The organism is Streptomyces sp. NPDC101151 (assembly GCF_044768335.1).
GTDB lineage: Bacteria > Actinomycetota > Actinomycetes > Streptomycetales > Streptomycetaceae > Streptomyces.
In genome coordinates, this window is sequence record NZ_JBIWPP010000071.1 from 1 (window position 1) to 16657 (window position 16657).

Here is a 16657-nt window from a genome sequence, read left to right on the forward strand (position 1 = left end):
CCGGCGTCATCTACCCGCTGGTCGTCACCGGCATCGCCCAGGGGCTGTTCCACAGCAAGGCGAACGGCTCCGAGATCAAGTCGGACGGCAAGGTGCTCGGCTCGTCCCTGATCGGGCAGTCGTACAACCTGCCGCTGAAGAAGGGTCAGGAGACCCCGGACGCCGACCTCAAGTGGTTCCAGGGCCGCCCGGCCAACGGCCTCGGCAGCAACAGCATCAACACCCGGTACACGCTGATCCTTTCGGGTGCGACCAACCTCGCCGCCGACAGCGGCGCGGTCGACGGCAAGTGCCCCGACAAGCCCGAGGACGGCACGCTCTGCGCACAGGTGCTCGGTGCCAGGGACGCGGTGGTCAAGGACAACTCGGTGCCCGGCTACAAGGTCGAGACGTCGGACGTCCCCGTGGACGCGGTGACCTCCTCCGGCTCCGGCCTGGACCCGGCCATCTCCCCGGAGTACGCCGAACTCCAGGTCCACCGGGTCGCCGCGAAGAACGGTCTGTCCGTCGCCGCGGTCGAGAAGCTGGTCAAGGACCACACCGAGGGCCGCACCCTGGGCTTCATCGGCGAGCCGCAGGTGAACGTCCTCGAACTCAACATCGCGCTGAAGGACCTCGCGGCCAAGCAGTGACGGCCTTACGCGACCGGCACGGGAGCCGGCGGACCGGGAGACATCCCGGCACCGCCGGCTCCCGCAGCCATGATGTCGGTCGCACCGCTTCCGGCGCGTATGGCCCGACGTATGACAGGAGAGGCGTACACCCATGACCCGGGTGCTCGTGGTGGAGGACGACCCGCAGCTCGTACGGGCCCTCGTCATCAACTTGCAGGCACGTCACTACGGCGTGGATGCGGCCCCGGACGGGGCAACGGCCCTGCGGCTCGCCGCCGCGCGTCAGCCCGACGTGGTGCTGCTCGACCTGGGCCTGCCCGACATGGACGGTGCCGACGTCATCAAGGCGCTGCGTGGCTGGACCCGCGTGCCCATCCTGGTCCTGTCCGCCCGCCAGGCGTCCGACGAGAAGGTCGCCGCCCTCGACGCCGGCGCCGACGACTACATCACCAAGCCCTTCAGCATGGACGAACTCCTGGCCCGGCTGCGGGCCGCCGTCCGCCGTACCGAGGACACCCAGCTCGTCCCGGAGCTGACTTTGGTCGAGACGGAGCACTTCAGCATCGACCTGCTCGCCAAGAAGGTCGTCCGGGGCGGGCAGGACGTCCGGCTGACGCCGACCGAATGGCACTTGTTGGAGATCCTGGTGACCCACTCCGGCCGGCTAATCACGCAGAAGCAGCTCCTCCAGGAGGTCTGGGGCGTCTCGCAGAGCAACAAGACCAACTACCTGCGTGTTTACATGGCCCAACTCCGCCGCAAACTGGAAACCGACCCCTCCCACCCCCGCTATCTGATCACCGAGCCCGGCATGGGCTACCGCTTCGAAGGATGACATGGCACGCGGCAAGCTCCGGATCTACCTCGGCGCGGCACCCGGCGTCGGCAAGACGTACGCGATGCTGTCGGAGGCGCACCGCCGTATCGAGCGGGGCACCGACTGCGTGGTCGCGTTCGTCGAGCATCACCACCGGCCCCGCACCGAGGTGATGCTGCACGGCCTGGAACAGGTGCCGCGCAAGGAGATCGAGTACCGGGACAGTTCCTTCACCGAGATGGACGTGGACGCGGTCCTCGCCCGCCGTCCCCGTGTGGCTCTGGTCGACGAGCTGGCGCACACCAACGTCCCCGGCTCCCGCAACACCAAGCGCTGGCAGGACGTCGAGGAGCTGCTCGCGGCCGGGATCGACGTGATCTCGACCGTCAACATCCAGCACCTGGAGTCGCTGGGTGATGTGGTGGAGTCGATCACCGGTGTGCGGCAGCGCGAGACCGTCCCGGACGAGGTCGTGCGCCGGGCCGACCAGATCGAGCTGGTCGACATGTCGCCGCAGGCGCTGCGCCGCCGTATGGCGCACGGCAACATCTACAAGCCGGACAAGGTCGACGCGGCCCTGTCCAACTACTTCCGGCCCGGGAACCTCACCGCCCTGCGCGAGCTTGCGCTGCTGTGGGTCGCCGACCGGGTCGACGCCTATCTGCAGGAGTACCGCACCGAGCACCGGGTCTCGAAGATCTGGGGCTCGCGCGAGCGGATCGTGGTCGGCCTGACCGGCGGCCCCGAAGGCCGGACACTGATCCGGCGCGCCGCACGCCTGGCCGAGAAGGGTGCCGGCGGCGAGGTGCTCGCGGTCTACATCTCCCGCAGCGACGGCCTCACCGCCGCCTCACCGAAGGAACTCGCCGTCCAGCGCACCCTCGTGGAGGACCTCGGCGGCACCTTCCACCACGTCGTCGGCGACGACATACCGGCCGCGCTGCTGGACTTCGCCCGGGGCGTCAACGCCACCCAGATCGTCCTCGGCGTCTCCCGCCGCAGGACCTGGCAGTACGTCTTCGGACCGGGAGTCGGCGCCACGGTCGCCCGTGAGTCCGGTCCCGACCTCGACGTGCACCTGATCACGCACGACGAGGTGGGCAAGGGCCGCGGCCTGCCGGTGGCGCGAGGAGCGCGCCTCGGGCGCTCCCGGGTCATCTGCGGCTGGGCGGTGGGCGTGCTCGGTCCCGTCCTCCTTACCTGGCTCCTCACCAGTGCCACTCCGGACGTCGGCCTCGCCAACGACATGCTGCTGTTCCTGACGACGACGGTGGCGGCGGCCCTGCTGGGCGGCCTCTTCCCGGCCCTGGCCTCCGCCGTGGTGGGCTCGCTGCTCCTCAACTGGTACTTCACCCCGCCCGTCCACACCCTGACCATCGCCGACCCGGAGAACATCGTCGCCATCGCGATCTTCATCGGGGTCGCTGTGTCCGTGGCCTCGGTGGTGGACCTGGCGGCCAGGCGCACCCACCAGGCGTCCCGGCTGCGTGCCGAGTCGGAGATCCTCTCCTTCCTCTCGGGGAACGTCCTGCGCGGCGAGACCGGCCTGGAGGAGCTGCTGGAGCGGGTCCGGGAGACCTTCGGCATGGAGTCGGTGGCCCTGCTGGAGCGCACCGGCGACACGGATCCGTGGACATGTGCCGGGAGTGTGGGACCGGAGCCGGCGGAGATCCCGGAGGATGCGGACGTCGACGTACCGGTCGGCGACCACATGGCCCTGTCGTTGCGCGGCCGCGTGCTGCTCGCCGCCGACCGCCGGGTGCTGGCCGCCTTCGCCGCGCAGGCTGCCGTCGTCCTGGACCGCCAGCGCCTGCGCCGCGAGGCCGACCGGGCCAAGGAACTGGCCGAGGGCAACCGCATAAGGACCGCGCTGCTCGCCGCCGTCAGCCACGACCTGCGCACCCCGCTCGCCGGCATCAAGGCCGCGGTGTCCTCGCTGCGCTCCGACGACGTCGAATGGTCCGAGCAGGACCAGGCGGAGTTGCTGGAGGCCATCGAGGAGGGCGCCGACCGGCTCGACCATCTGGTCGGCAACCTGCTGGACATGTCCCGGCTGCAGACCGGTACGGTGACCCCCATCATCCGGGAGAGTGACCTGGACGAGGTCGTGCCGATGGCGCTGGGCGGGGTGCCGGAGGACAGTGTGGAGCTGGACATCCCCGAGACGCTGCCCATGGTGCACGTGGACCGGGGGCTGCTGGAGCGGGCCGTGGCCAACGTCGTCGAGAACGCCGTCAAGTACAGCCCGCCGGGGGAGAGCGTCCTGGTCTCCGCAAGCGCCCTCGCCGACCGGGTCGAGCTGCGGGTCGTGGACCGCGGGCCCGGTGTCCCCGACGAGGCCAAGGACCGCATATTCGAGCCCTTCCAGCGGTACGGCGACTCGCCCCGCGGCGTAGGAGTCGGACTCGGTCTCGCGGTGGCGCGCGGTTTCGCCGAGGCCATCGGCGGCACGCTGCACGCCGAGGACACGCCCGGCGGCGGGCTCACCATGGTGCTCGCCGTACCGACGGCACCGGGGCGTGGGCGGCCGGAGCAGCCGGACCTGTCGGCGGCTGCCACGTCCTGAGGACACCTCAGGCGTCGGGCGGCACAGTCTCGAACTCCCTCCGCATGTCCCCGGTGTCCAGCCGTAGCCGCCAGACGTTCCGGCGGTGCACGGCCGCCAGGGCAGCCTGCAGCGGGGACGGCGGCACCGCGAGGACGGGGCAGGTGGCGCGGGCGAGGCAGTAGCGACCGACTGACGGCGACAGCGCGCGGTGCAGCCGGCCCCGCCGTCCAGCGCCGACCACCAGAAGGTCGTCCTCCCGGTCGGCGATCTGCACGAGTGCCCGTCCCGGTGCGCCCCGCGCGACGAGCGCCTGTCCGGGCAGGCCGGTGTCCGTGCCGCCGAAAACCTCACGCAGCGCCCCGAAGAGCCTCTCCCGCGCCAGCCGCTCCCACTCCGGGATCATGACGGCCGCGGCCGGAGACCTGCGGGCGGTGAGATCCCCGCCCGGTGGCTCCCAGGCCAGCACCGGCCAGAGCTCGGCCCCTCGGCGCCGGGCCTCCTCGGTGGCCTGGCCCAGGGCGGTGAGACTGCCCAGCGAGCCGCTCACTCCCACCACGACGCGGGCGGCTGAGGGCGGGCGGTACTCGGACATCTCTTTCACCGTTCTGCACACGCCGACCGGAGGCTCCCGGCCGACGATCCTCCTCGGAACCGCTTCCATCTCACCCTCCTCCGGGGCTTTCGAACAGTCCGTACGCTAGTTCTTGGCACCCTTCTGACGGCCCACCACATGCCCTCTGGCCAGGCGCGTCAGCATCCCGTCAAGGTCTCGTCCGCAGCAGCGTGGCGACCCAGGGCTGGGCGGATTTGGGAACCTGACAGAGCAGGTTGCGGGCGTAATGGGTGTGGCATCTCTGCCACGAGGCGCCTGGCAGCACGGCACCGATGGCGTCCACCAGGCCGGCATGGGCGTCGGAGATGACGAGCTGGACGCCGGTCAGACCGCGGGCGATCAGTGAGCGCAGGAATGCCAGCCAGCCGGCGCCGTCCTCGGCGGTGGCGACGTCCAGGCCCAGGATCTCGCGGTGCCCGTCGGCGTTGACGCCGACCGCGATCAGGGCGTGGACGTTGATGATGCGGCCGCCCTCACGGACCTTCTGGGTCAGCGCGTCGACCCAGACGAATGCGTAGGGTCCGGCCTCCAGTGGCCGGTTGCGGAAAGCGGCGACCTGCTCGTCCAGGTGCTTGGCCATCGCGGACACCTGGGACTTCGACAACTGTGTGACGCCGAGGGACTCGGCCAGCTTCTCCACGCGGCGGGTTGAGACACCGAGCAGGTAGGCGGTGGCGACCACCGAGATGAGGGCCTGCTCGGCCCGGCGTCGTCGTTCCAGTAGCCAGTGCGGGAAGTAACTGCCGGACCTGAGTTTGGGGATGGCGAGTTCGACGGTGCCGGCGCGGGTGTCCCACTCGCGCGGGCGATATCCGTTGCGGTGGTTGACTCTTTGGTCGCTGACCTGCCCGTATTCGGCGTTGCAGAGGGCGTCGGCCTCGGCGGACATGAGGGCGTCGGCGAACGTTTTGACCATCGCGCGCAGCAGATCGGGACTCGCCGCGGCGAGGTTGTCTTCCGCGAGAGAGTGCAGGGGCAGACTGTCGGGTGCGGTCATCGTGCTGATCTCCTTCGGGCTTCGACACCTCGAAGATCAGCCGGTGGCCGTTCATCTATGCGGGCATCATCCCGACGCCGGAGCAAACCCCCGGATCAGGTCGAACCCGTACACCATCTCCATGGACGCAACCGGCTCGGAACGCGTCGTGGCCCGCAACCTTGACCGACTCACCGGCGACGGGCTGTTGGTTGTTGTCACGGATGGCGCGACCCCTACTCTCCGGTCTTCCCGGCTGGCCTCGTGACCGAGGTTGATGAGGGGGATAGGCAGGGCTCGTAGCCCAACGCGATACATAGCAGACGATTCCCGGTTACCGAAACCGGGGATCGTCCGGAGCATTGTTCGTGTTCGCATTCGGCTGTACTTGGCGGTGGAGCCGCGGCGGACGCAGTTGGCCTTGCCGCCGGTATGCGCAGGGAGGTAATAGGGCGGCTCGTCGCCTGCTGCTACATCAATGACCGCGTCTTCATGCCTACGACTATTGCTGCCGCTGTGTGAGATCTCCTTCCGGGCCGCTCTCCTGCGTAACGTCAGAAAATCCCACGTTGCGTCGATCTGTGATGCCTAGCTGCGTTTTGTCGTCCATTCCACGATGTGTGGCTGTGCAGAACGGTCGATCTGCGTTCCGTAGTGGCCTGCACATGGATTTCCGGCATGAAGTCTCTCAATACGAAAGTGACATTGCATGGCTCGTCCTCCGGCGCTGAAGCTCGCCGAGGTTCTGGCGGAGATCCGTATGAGTCCGTCGGCGTTCTATCGAATGCGCGCTCGCGGGCAAGCCCCCCGCATGATCAAGCTGCCCAACGGCGAACTCCGGTGTCGTCGCGCTGACCTGGATGCATGGTGGGACACGTGCGAGAGAGATTCTGATACTTGGCGATGAGTTATAACGTCCGCTTCTGGGACATACGCGAGCGCCCCGATCGGCGCAAGCCGTTTATGGTCCGGTGGACGGTCGATGGGCGCGAAAAATCAGAGTCATTCATGACCGCCGGGCTCGCCGAGAGCAGGCGTGCAAAGCTGATGACCGCGGCGCACGACGGCGAGCCGTTCGACGCGCACACGGGTTTGCCGGCGTCCGAGCTCTGGGCTATCAAGCAGCGACGACGTGGTACGACCTTGCCCACGAATACCTTGATCAGCGATGGGACCGCACGCCAGGAAATACTCGCCGTACACTGGCCGACGCGTTCGCCACCATTACGCCTGCCCTGGTTCACCCTGGTGCAACATATCCGAAGCCGCAGGTTCTGCGGCGTGCCTTGTACTCGTGGGCATTCAACAAGAAGGCATGGGCCCAAGAACCAACTGAGGAGTGGCGGACGGCCCTTGACTGGCTGAAGCGGAACTCCCTGCCCGTTAGCACCCTCGCGGAAGCCGATGTGCTTCGACGGGCACTGGACGCATTGTGTCGCAAGCTGGACGGCAAGGCAGCTGCGGCCAAGACGGCACGGCGCAAGCGGGCCGCGTTCAACGAAGTACTCAACAGCGCAGCCGAGAAGGGGTACTTCGCGGAGAATCCGCTCAACGGGCTCAGATGGAGCGCGCCGGCGGTCAACGATGAGGTGGACCCGACTTCCGTTCCGAATCCGGCCCAGGCCGCCCGGCTGCTCGCGGCGGTTGCCCAGCAACGTGGGCGAGGCCCTCACCTGGAGGCGTTCTTCGGCTGCATGTACTACGCGGCGATGCGGCCGGCGGAGGTCATCCACCTCCGTCTCGAACAGTGTCATCTGCCCGAGAGTGGGTGGGGGATGCTCAATTTGTCGGGCGGGGTCGTCACCGCAGGCAAGGAGTGGACGGATGACGGCGCGGTGTACGAGGTTCACCCGCTTAAGCGCCGCGCGGCTACCGCTACCCGGCCGGTGCCCATCCCGCCGCAGTTCGTCCGGATCCTCCGTGCGCACATCGAACGGTTCGGCGTGGCGGCTGACGGTCGGCTGTTCCGCAACCAGGCCGGCAACTACGTGGACGCAGCTGCGTATGGCACGACGTGGTCGCGGGCACGGAAGTACGTCCTGACCCGCACGGAACTCGCCTCTGGCCTGGCCAAGCGGCCCTACGATCTGCGACACGCTGGGATCTCGTTCTGGCTGTACTCCGGTGTGGACCCAGCCGAATGCGCTCGCCGTGCGGGCCAGAGCATCGAGGTCCTCTTCCGCCACTACGCCAAGTTCCTGGACGGCGTCCGGGAGCAGGCCAACCGCCTCATTGAACAGTCCATGCAGGAGTGGGATCGCGTCAGTCAGGACGCGGCGCCTGCTGGGTGACAAGGGTTTGGTCCGTGACTGGTCCGGAAGCGCTGGTCAGGAGCGGGATAGCGGTGGGAGGAACTGGGAGTTACGACGTGAAACGGGCCCCGCTCTGAGCGTATCGACGGGAAGGCGCCTGACCGGCAAGAGGCCAGGTCAGGTGCCTGTTTTTGTGCACCTAGAAGAAGCCGAGCTTCTTCGGTGCGTACGACACCAGGAGGTTCTTCGTCTGCTGGTAGTGCTCCAGCATCATCTTGTGCGTCTCGCGGCCGATCCCGGACTGCTTGTAGCCGCCGAACGCCGCGTGCGCCGGGTAGGCGTGGTAGCAGTTCGTCCAGACGCGGCCCGCCTGGATCGCGCGGCCCGCGCGGTACGCGGTGTTGATGTCCCGGGTCCACACGCCCGCGCCGAGGCCGTACAGCGTGTCATTGGCTATCTTGACGGCGTCGTCGAAGTCGTCGAAGGAGGCCACCGAGACGACCGGGCCGAAGATCTCCTCCTGGAAGATCCGCATACGGTTGTCGCCCTCGAAGATGGTCGGCTGGACGTAGTAGCCCCCCTTCAGCTCGCCGTCGTACTCCACGCGTTCGCCGCCGGTGAGGATCCGGGCACCCTCCTGCCGGCCGATGTCCAGGTAGGAGAGGATCTTCTCCAGCTGGTCGTTGGAGGCCTGGGCGCCGATCATCGTGTCGGTGTCAAGGGGATGCCCCGGCTTGATCAGCCGGGTGCGGGCCACGGCGGCCTCGAGGAATTCCGCGTAGTTGCCGCGCTGGACCAGCGCCCGGGACGGGCAGGTGCACACCTCGCCCTGGTTGAGCGCGAACATCGTGAAGCCTTCGAGCGCCTTGTCCCGGAAGTCGTCGTCGTGCGCCCAGACGTCGTCGAAGAAGATGTTCGGGGACTTGCCGCCGAGTTCCAGCGTGACCGGCTTGATGTTCTCCGAGGCGTACTGCATGATCAGCCGCCCGGTCGTGGTCTCCCCGGTGAACGCCACCTTCGCCACCCGCGGACTGGAGGCCAGCGGCTTGCCCGCCTCCACGCCGAAGCCGTTGACGATGTTGAGCACGCCCGGCGGCAGCAGGTCGGAGATCAGACTCATCCAGTAGTGGATGGAAGCCGGGGTCTGCTCGGCGGGCTTGAGGATGACCGCGTTGCCCGCGGCCAGCGCCGGCGCGAGCTTCCAGGCGGCCATCAGGATCGGGAAGTTCCACGGGATGATCTGCGCGACCACGCCGAGCGGCTCGTGGAAGTGGTACGCCACCGTGTCGTCGTCGATCTCGCCCAGCGAGCCCTCCTGCGCGCGGATGGCACCCGCGAAATAACGGAAGTGGTCGATGGCGAGCGGGATGTCGGCCGCCAGCGTCTCACGCACCGGCTTGCCGTTCTCCCAGCTCTCGGCCACCGCGAGCGGTTCGAGGTGAGCCTCCATGCGATCGGCGATCTTCCGCAGTATGTCCGAGCGCTCCGTCACCGACGTACGGCCCCATCCGGGCGCGGCCTCGTGTGCCGCGTCCAGCGCCCGCTCGACGTCCTCCGCGGTACCGCGCGCGATCTCGGTGAACGGCTGCCCGTTGACCGGCGACGGATTCTCGAAGTACTGCCCGCGCAGCGGCGGCACGTACTCACCGCCGATGAAGTGGTCGTAGCGCGCCTGGTAGGAGACGATCGCGCCCTCGGTGCCGGGCGCCGCGTAACGGGTCATGCTGGTCTGCCTCCCGGTGAAGCGCTGCCCGCTGTTGGGCAGCTCTCGCCGCGAGGCTAGGCGGGTGGACGTTGCAACCACGTTGCGCCGCCGGTCGGCACGGGGGGCCGGCGGGCCGGTACGGCCAGCTCGGCCTCCAGCGCCGCGAGCCGCGCCCGCACCGGCGTCGTGGACCGCACCGCCGCGAGCGCCCGCCACACGTCGAGGTCGTCCTCACCCCAGGACGAATACGCCCAGTCGGCGAGCAGATCCGGATCCCGGTGGACGATCAGCGCCGTACGCAACCCGTCGGCAAGGCGGCGCCGCAGCCGTACGACCGCCGGGGCCTGTGAACCCGGCAGCAGTGGTCCGGCGTACGCCTCCACCGCCGATGTGAGCGCACCTGCCGCAAGCCGCCGCTCCACCACGGTGGCGTCGGACTCGACAGCCGCTGTCAGCCGGTACGGCCGTGAGGCGAGCAGTCCCGGCCCCACCAGCCGTCTCAGCCGGGCCAGCTCGGCGCGCAGCGTCACCGGGTTCACCGACTCGTCCGCGTACAGCGCGCATTGCAGTTCGTCGCCGGTCAGCCCCTCGGGACGGCGGGCGAGGAGGACGAGGATCTCGCTGTGCCGACGGCTGAGCCTGATCCGGTGTCCGTCCAGAAGGAGCTCGGCCTCGTCGCGGCCCAGCACGCTGAGCATGGCGGTGGCGTCGGAACGCCGGGGCGGGGCCAGCAGCGCGAGCTGCGACTCGGCGGCCCGTGCCACTGCCTGGACGAACCCCAGACTGTGCGGATGCGCCAGCCTGTCCCCACCGGTGATGTCGACGGCGCCGAGGACCCGGCCGGTGTGCGGATCGTGGACCGGCGCGGCCGCACAGGTCCACGGTTGTACCCGCCGTATGAAGTGCTCCGCCGCGAACACCTGCACGGGCCGGTCCAGGGCGACCGCGGTACCCGGCGCATTGGTGCCGACCGCCGCCTCCGACCAGCGGGCTCCCGGCACGAAGTTCATCCCGTCCGCCCGCTTCCGGGTCGCCGGGTGCCCCTCCACCCACAGCAGCCTGCCGTGCGTGTCGCACACCGCGAGCAGATGCTCGCCGTCGGCGGCGAACGTGCCCATCAGCTCGCGGAACAGGGGCATCACCCGGGCCAGCGGGTGCTCGGCCCGATAAGTGTCCAGGTCGCCGTCGGTCAGCTCCACGCGCGCGGTGCCGTCCGGCCCCACGCCGGCTCGTGCGCTGCGCCGCCACGACTCGGCCACCACCGACCGCACCGGGCGTGGGACCGTGCCCGCCGTGGTGAACGTCTCGTGCGCCCGGCGCAGTACCCGGACTCGCTCGGCGGGGTCGGCTCCCGGCTCCAGGGCCACCCACTGATCGGTCAACTCGCCCTCCCCGGACGGTGAAACGGCTGGGACCATCGTCATGCGACGTGTTCGTGCGGACAACCGGTTCGACGTCCGGCTAGGCGAAATTGACCAGTCGGATGTAACGGACCCAGTCCCAGTTCGGCCCCGGATCGCCGTGGTCGGTGCCCGGCACCTGGTAGTGGCCGATGATGTGCTCCCTGTCCTTGGGGATGCCGTACTTGGTGCAGACCGCAGCCGTCAGCCGCGCGGACTGCTCGTACAGGGCGTTGGTGAGGTAGGCGGGCTGGTCCACCCAGCCCTCGTGCTCGATGCCGATGCTGCGGGTGTTGTAGCCCCAGTTGCCCGCATGCCAGGCGATGTCGGCCTCGCGCACGCACTGGGCCACATGGCCGTCGGCCGAGCGGACCAGATAGTGCGCGGACACCTTCTTCTGCGGGTTCTTGAAGATGGACAGTGTGTTCGAGTACGTCTCCTGCGTGATGTGGATGATCACGCGGTCGATGAGGTAGGCCGCGGGGCGGTCGGACGAGGTGTAGTTGCCGGTGTTCGCCGGCTGCCATTCGGCCGGGGGGTAGTCGACATTTCCCTGCGCACCGGCACGGGCGGCGGGGAGCAGCGCATAGGGAACGGCGGCGAGGGCTGCACCCTTGAGGATCCGTCGCCTGCTGAGCTGCGGTCCGGGCCGGTTCGTGTCCATCGTCGGCTGCCTTTCAGGAGCGGGTGTGGGGGCGGTCACGTTCCTGGGTGACCGATGCGACGTCGCAGGCGCAGCGCCTGGGCCGTCTCCCGCAGATGCGCGTGCATGCCGCGGTAGGTCTCCCGCGCGGGCAGCCACTCCTTGCGGAGCTTGGCCACGCACGTGTAGTTGGTGTCGCACACGTTGGCCAACGGTGATTCGACCGTCTGGGTTGCGAATTGATACGCGTCCAGATCACTGAACCCGTAGTCGCGCACCAGCCACCGCACCAGGTCAAGCTGCGATATCCGGAACGCGTCCTCCAGCGGGCGCGCCGAGCCCGTCGAGATGAGATGCGTGTCCGATTCCAGCCGGGGCCAGGGAGTGGCGATGTCCTTGAGGAGATCGACGATCACCACTGTGTTCATCGCACATTCGACCGCCACCCCGCAGGTTTCGCCCTCGCCCTGCCGCGCGTGCCCGTCACCGAGACTGAACAGGGCGCCCTCGACATTGACTCCCAGGTAGCAGGTGACGCCTGTCCGCATTTCGGGCGTGTCCATGTTCCCGCCGTGTGCGTCCGGGACGAGGGCCGAGCGCACCTCCAGGTCGGCGGGGGCCACGCCCACCGTGCCGTGCATCGGGTCGAGGGGCAGTTCCACCTCGATGTCACTGTCCTGTGCCCGGAAGAGGGCGGTGCGCCGGGTGCGGTCGAGCCGCCAGATCCAGACCCGTTCCTCGAGCGGGGGCTGCAGCGTGGCCGTGCTGTGTGTCGAGGTGAGCGCACCGAAGAGGGGGACCGTGGTCGACGCGGCCCAGTCCCGGGCCGGTTCGACGGACACGAAGTGCACGGCCACGGTGTCGCCGGGCTCGGCACCCTCGATGTGGAAGGGGCCGGTCTGCGGATTGAGGAAGGGAAACTCGCAGACCTCGGAGACGAGGTCCTTCTCGGATCGCACCCGTCCGGCGAAGCAGTCCTCGGTGAAGAGGTCGAGAACCGTTCCGGGCTCGATCCGGGCCACCGGGGGAGCACCACCGAACGTCCAGGCGTATTCGTCCGGTTCCGGGCGCACGGTCAGGATGCGGGGGTCGGTCATTGCGGCATCGGTCCTTTCCTCAGCGAGGCACGGTTCGGTCCAGCCGGCGGCCGACCGCGGCGGGTTTCTCCTTCTGTACCCGTGCGGTCTCGGCTGTTCGCTCGGGTTGACGCCATATCAGCCCCAGCAGCCCCAGCGCCGGCACCACCGGCAGCAGCACCCGACCGGCCGCCATCCACATGCCGGTCACCGGACCCGTGTACGACCCCGGAAAGAGCCCGAGGCTGGTGTCGAACAGCGAAAAGGCGCGGGCACCGAGGAATGCGGTGGCGATCATCAGGGCACCCGTCGGCGACCACAGCACCCATAGCACCCACGGCCACCGCAGGCCGGCCGGATGCGAGGCGAAGGCGCCATTGGAGGGAATCGAGTCGGCCACGGCGGCTGGCGCCCTCGCCGTGACGCTCCGGAACAGAGCCGCGCACAGCCCGTTGGCGTCCCGCCGCAGTGTTCCTGTCGTCTCCCCGTGCACGTGTCCCCCCGATGCAGGTCTCTCCGCCGATGCGGGTCGGCTGACTGTCACTCGACGCGCGGGCGTACCTTCGTCCTGCGAGCGCTCCATCGTGAAGGCCCGGCCGCTGCGCCTCGGTGAATCACGCTACGGCGTAGGCGAGTTGGGCAGAAGAGTGCACCGCGGTTCCGTGGACAACCCGCGAACTGTGGACAACTCGGCCACCCGATCGAGTGAGAGCAGGCCGCCGGACGGCAGATCGACACGACTCCCGCAATCCGTATCGGCCTGGACCGGTCAGAGGCGTTCCGCCACCGTCGCCGGATCGTCGAGGACGGCCCTGACGACCGAGTGGGCGGCGCCCAGCAGCGGGCCCGCGGGGCCCAGTCCGGACACGGACACCGGGCAGGCCGGGCCCGCCGTACGGCCCGTCAACTCGGCCTCCAGCGAGGGCAGCAGCCAGGGAGAGAGGCCCGCGAGGGCCCCGCCCAGGACGACGGTCTCGGGGTCGAGCAGGTTGACCGCGCCGGTCAGGGCGATGCCCAGCGCCGTACCTGCGTCCCGCAGGGCCCGGCGTACGGCCTCGTCGCCCTTCTCGGCACGTCCCGCGAGCAGGCCGACCAGGTCCTCGTGCGGCTCCAGTCCGGCCGAGCGCAGCACCGCTTCCTCGCCGGCGTACTGCTCCAGACACCCGCGCCCGCCGCACGGACAGGGGGGTCCGTCCGGGCGGACGGGCACATGGCCCAGCTCGCCCGCGAAACCCCGCGTGCCACGCAGCAGGTGCCCGTCCACGACGACTGCGGCGCCGATGCCGATCTCGGCCGACACGTGCAGGAAGTCGCGCGGGGTGCCGGCACCGAGCCACAGCTCGGCCAGAGCGCCGAAGTTGGCCTCGTTGTCCACGGTCAGGGGCGGGGCGCCGGGCAGCAGGGCGCCGAGGTCCGTGTCGTTCCAGTCGAGATTCGGGGCGCGTACGACCGTACGGCCGTCCCGCGCCACCAGGCCGGGCACGGCGACCGCGAGACCGGCGGGCCACAGCCCCTCTTGCTGCCCCTCGGCCACGACCTGGCCGACCAGGGCGCTGAGCTCCTCGATCACTGCCTCCGGGGCGCGACCCCGGTTCGCGCCGTGCCGCACGGCCCTGGCGCGGACCGCGCCGCGCAGGTCGACCGCACACACCGCGAGGTGGTCGACGCCGACCTCCGCTCCGATGCCGGCGGGGCCGTGCCCGCTCACCGCGAGCGCCGATCCGGGGCGCCCCACCCGGCCCGGCCGCTCAGGGCCCAGTTCCTCCAGCAGCCCCCAACGGATCAGCTCGTCCACGAGGGTCGACACCGCCGCCCGCGTCAGGCCGATCCGTGAGGCGACCGCGGCCCGCGACAGCGCACCCTCGGCGCTGACTGCGTGCATCACCCGGGCGAGATTGCGCCGACGCATGCCCTGCTGGGTGTCCTGCAGGGAGCGGCCGGTTCCGGGCGGGCGGCCCTCGTGCAGCGGTGCGGTCATGCGCTCCGTCAGTCCTCGGTGTCTGCGGCCGGGCTGAGCCGCCGTGCTTCGGCTGGGCTCAGCGGGATTCCGTCCCCCGCTCCAGCAGCGGGGCCGCGTCGGAGAGTACCCCGTTGATCCGGGCCAGCGTGGCCTCGTCCCGTTCCACGGCCTCCAGCACCGGGCCCGCGGCCGTGTTCCAGCGGCGGGCCACCGCTGCAGGGTCCTCGCCGGTCAGCAGGCCCGCGGCCTGCGCCGCGGCCCCGAGGGCGACCAGTTCCCTGGCTTCGGGGACCTGGACCGGCCGCCCCGACAGCCGCCGTACCGTCTGCTGCCAGGCGGTCCCCCGGGCGCCGCCGCCGATGAGCAGCAGCGGGCTGTCGCGGTCCGCGTCCTCGTCGAGCACCAGGTCGAGCGCGCCGAGCAGCGCGTGTACCGCGCCGTCGTAGGCCGCCTGCAGGAGCTGGCCGCGGGTCGTGTCGTGCCGCAGCCCGTGCAGCAGGCCGGAGGCGTTCGGCAGGTTCGGGGTGCGCTCGCCGTCCAGATACGGCAGCAGGGTGACGGAGGTGCCGGGCTCGACGGCCTCGCGGTCCAGGCCCAGCAGCGTTGCGACACGGTCCACGGCGAGTGTGCAGTTCAGGGTGCAGGCCAGCGGCAGCCAGTCCCCGTGCGCGTCGGCGAAGCCGGCCACCGTGCCTGTCGGATCGGCGGGGCGGTGCCTGGAGACGGCGTACACGGTGCCCGACGTGCCGAGGCTCAGCACCGGGGTGCCCGGCCGCAGACCGAGGCCCAGCGCGGCGGCCGCGTTGTCGCCGGTGCCCGGTGCCACCAGGGTGCCCTTGGAGAACGGCAGGTCGTGGCTGTCGCGCACGGTGCCGGCCACCTCGCCGGGGCGCACCACCCGGGGCAGCAGCGCCGGGTCGAGCCCCACGTGGGCCAGCGTCTCCTCGTCGTAGGCCTCCGTCCCGGACGCCCACCAGCCGGTGCCGGATGCGTCGCCGCGATCCGTGGTGCCCTGCCCGGTCAGGTGCTCGGTGAGGTAGTCGTGGGGGAGCCGCACCGCCCGAGTGGCACGGACCGCCTCCGGCTCGTGCTCGGCCAGCCACGCCCACTTCGTGACCGTGAACGACGCCCCGGGCACGCTGCCGGTCCGCTCCGCCCAGCCCTTCGGGCCGCCCAGCTCCTCAACGAGCCGGCGGGCCTGCGGCGCCGAGCGGACGTCGTTCCACAGCAGCGCCGGGCGCACCGGATCGCCCCGTTCGTCCAGGGTGACCAGTCCGTGCTGCTGGCCGCCGATGGACACCGCGGCTGCCTCGTGCGCGGGTTCGCCGCACTGGCGAAGCGCCTCGCACAGGGCGTCCCACCACTGGCGCGGATCACTCTCCCGGCCGGTACCGGAGGACACGGTGTGCGGCGCCTGGCCGCTCGCCACGACCTCTCCGGTGGCCGCGTCGACGACCAGCGCCTTTGTGGACTGGGTGGATGTGTCCACGCCGACGACGAGCGGACCCTCGGCTGCTGACATCGGGCTCTCCTCTTCCGCGGCTCCGCGGGATGTGCTGTGAGCTGGCAATAGACATCTGTCGACGACACCTGGAAAAGACGCCTTGTCGTCAAAGACACACCTTGTCTCTTCCCAGAGGTGCGTCCGCATACTAATTTGTAAACGGCCATGACGAAATAGTCGTACGCAGCAAGGAGCCCCGGTATGAGTTACCAGCCCACCCCCGAGGACAGGTTCACCTTCGGCCTGTGGACCGTCGGCTGGCAGGGAAGGGACCCGTTCGGCGACGCCACCCGTCGCGCGCTCGACCCGGTCGAGACGGTGCGGCACCTGGCTGAGCTGGGTGCCCACGGGGTGACCTTCCACGACGACGACCTGATCCCCTTCGGGGCCTCGGACACCGAGCGCGAATCGCACGTCAAGCGTTTCCGCCAGGCCCTGGACGCGACCGGTATGAGGGTCCCGATGGCCACCACGAACCTCTTCAGCCACCCGGTCTTCAAGGACGGTGCCTTCACGGCGAACGACCGTGACGTGCGCCGTTACGCGCTG

13 protein-coding genes and 2 pseudogenes are annotated in these 16657 nt (G+C 69.9%); 6 read left to right on the forward strand and 9 right to left on the reverse strand.

Going from position 1 to position 16657, the window contains the following annotated elements:
- From ACIRU3_RS45930 to ACIRU3_RS45940, 3 genes are all read left to right on the forward strand, one after another.
- Positions 1-632, forward strand: a 632-nt coding sequence (locus tag ACIRU3_RS45930) for a potassium-transporting ATPase subunit C (RefSeq protein WP_404070171.1), incomplete at its 5' end; no start/stop codon positions are given.
- A 133-nt stretch (positions 633-765) separates the two neighbouring features.
- A complete protein-coding gene (locus ACIRU3_RS45935) occupies positions 766-1449 on the forward strand; it encodes a response regulator (RefSeq protein ID WP_404070173.1) in 684 nt (227 codons plus the stop codon).
- 1 nt (position 1450) lies between these two features.
- On the forward strand, positions 1451-3997 hold the full coding sequence (locus ACIRU3_RS45940) for a DUF4118 domain-containing protein (protein ID WP_404070175.1): 2547 nt from the start codon (positions 1451-1453) through the stop codon (positions 3995-3997).
- A gap of 7 nt (positions 3998-4004) precedes the next feature.
- On the opposite strand, the gene ACIRU3_RS45945 is transcribed toward ACIRU3_RS45940, so the two are convergent.
- Positions 4005-4571 (reverse strand): universal stress protein, encoded by a 567-nt coding sequence (locus ACIRU3_RS45945; RefSeq protein ID WP_404070177.1) that lies wholly within the window; start codon positions 4569-4571, stop codon positions 4005-4007.
- Positions 4572-4749: 178 nt separating this feature from the next.
- A pseudogene (locus ACIRU3_RS45950) lies at positions 4750-5589 on the reverse strand (IS256 family transposase); the annotation flags it as partial.
- A gap of 688 nt (positions 5590-6277) precedes the next feature.
- Between ACIRU3_RS45950 and ACIRU3_RS45955 the strand changes: the two are divergent.
- Positions 6278-6475 carry a helix-turn-helix transcriptional regulator gene (locus ACIRU3_RS45955; RefSeq protein ID WP_404070179.1) on the forward strand — a complete coding sequence of 66 codons (198 nt, stop codon included), beginning with the start codon at positions 6278-6280 and terminating at the stop codon, positions 6473-6475.
- Between the two features lie 379 nt (positions 6476-6854).
- Positions 6855-7859, forward strand: coding sequence for a tyrosine-type recombinase/integrase (locus ACIRU3_RS45960; RefSeq protein WP_404070181.1), 1005 nt, complete (start codon positions 6855-6857; stop codon positions 7857-7859).
- A 160-nt stretch (positions 7860-8019) separates the two neighbouring features.
- Here ACIRU3_RS45960 and ACIRU3_RS45965 read toward each other — a convergent pair whose 3' ends face one another.
- The 7 genes from ACIRU3_RS45965 to xylB all read right to left on the reverse strand — a co-directional run bounded on the left by ACIRU3_RS45965 (position 8020) and on the right by xylB (position 16126).
- Positions 8020-9543: an aldehyde dehydrogenase family protein gene (locus tag ACIRU3_RS45965; protein WP_404070183.1), complete on the reverse strand. Its 1524-nt coding sequence runs from the start codon at positions 9541-9543 to the stop codon at positions 8020-8022.
- A 56-nt stretch (positions 9544-9599) separates the two neighbouring features.
- Positions 9600-10907, reverse strand: coding sequence for a GAF domain-containing protein (locus tag ACIRU3_RS45970; protein WP_404070185.1), 1308 nt, complete (start codon positions 10905-10907; stop codon positions 9600-9602).
- A gap of 79 nt (positions 10908-10986) precedes the next feature.
- Positions 10987-11589: an N-acetylmuramoyl-L-alanine amidase gene (locus ACIRU3_RS45975; RefSeq protein ID WP_404070187.1), complete on the reverse strand. Its 603-nt coding sequence runs from the start codon at positions 11587-11589 to the stop codon at positions 10987-10989.
- A 35-nt stretch (positions 11590-11624) separates the two neighbouring features.
- Complete coding sequence (locus tag ACIRU3_RS45980; RefSeq protein WP_404070189.1) at positions 11625-12665, reverse strand: acetamidase/formamidase family protein; 1041 nt, start codon at positions 12663-12665, stop codon at positions 11625-11627.
- A 19-nt stretch (positions 12666-12684) separates the two neighbouring features.
- Complete coding sequence (locus ACIRU3_RS45985) at positions 12685-13044, reverse strand: hypothetical protein (RefSeq protein ID WP_404070191.1); 360 nt, start codon at positions 13042-13044, stop codon at positions 12685-12687.
- Positions 13045-13413: 369 nt separating this feature from the next.
- Positions 13414-14622 (reverse strand): ROK family protein, encoded by a 1209-nt coding sequence (locus tag ACIRU3_RS45990; protein WP_404070193.1) that lies wholly within the window; start codon positions 14620-14622, stop codon positions 13414-13416.
- A 58-nt stretch (positions 14623-14680) separates the two neighbouring features.
- On the reverse strand, positions 14681-16126 hold the full coding sequence (xylB, locus tag ACIRU3_RS45995; protein ID WP_404070195.1) for a xylulokinase: 1446 nt from the start codon (positions 16124-16126) through the stop codon (positions 14681-14683).
- A gap of 183 nt (positions 16127-16309) precedes the next feature.
- Between xylB and ACIRU3_RS46000 the strand changes: the two are divergent.
- Positions 16310-16657, forward strand: a pseudogene (locus ACIRU3_RS46000) (xylose isomerase); the annotation flags it as partial.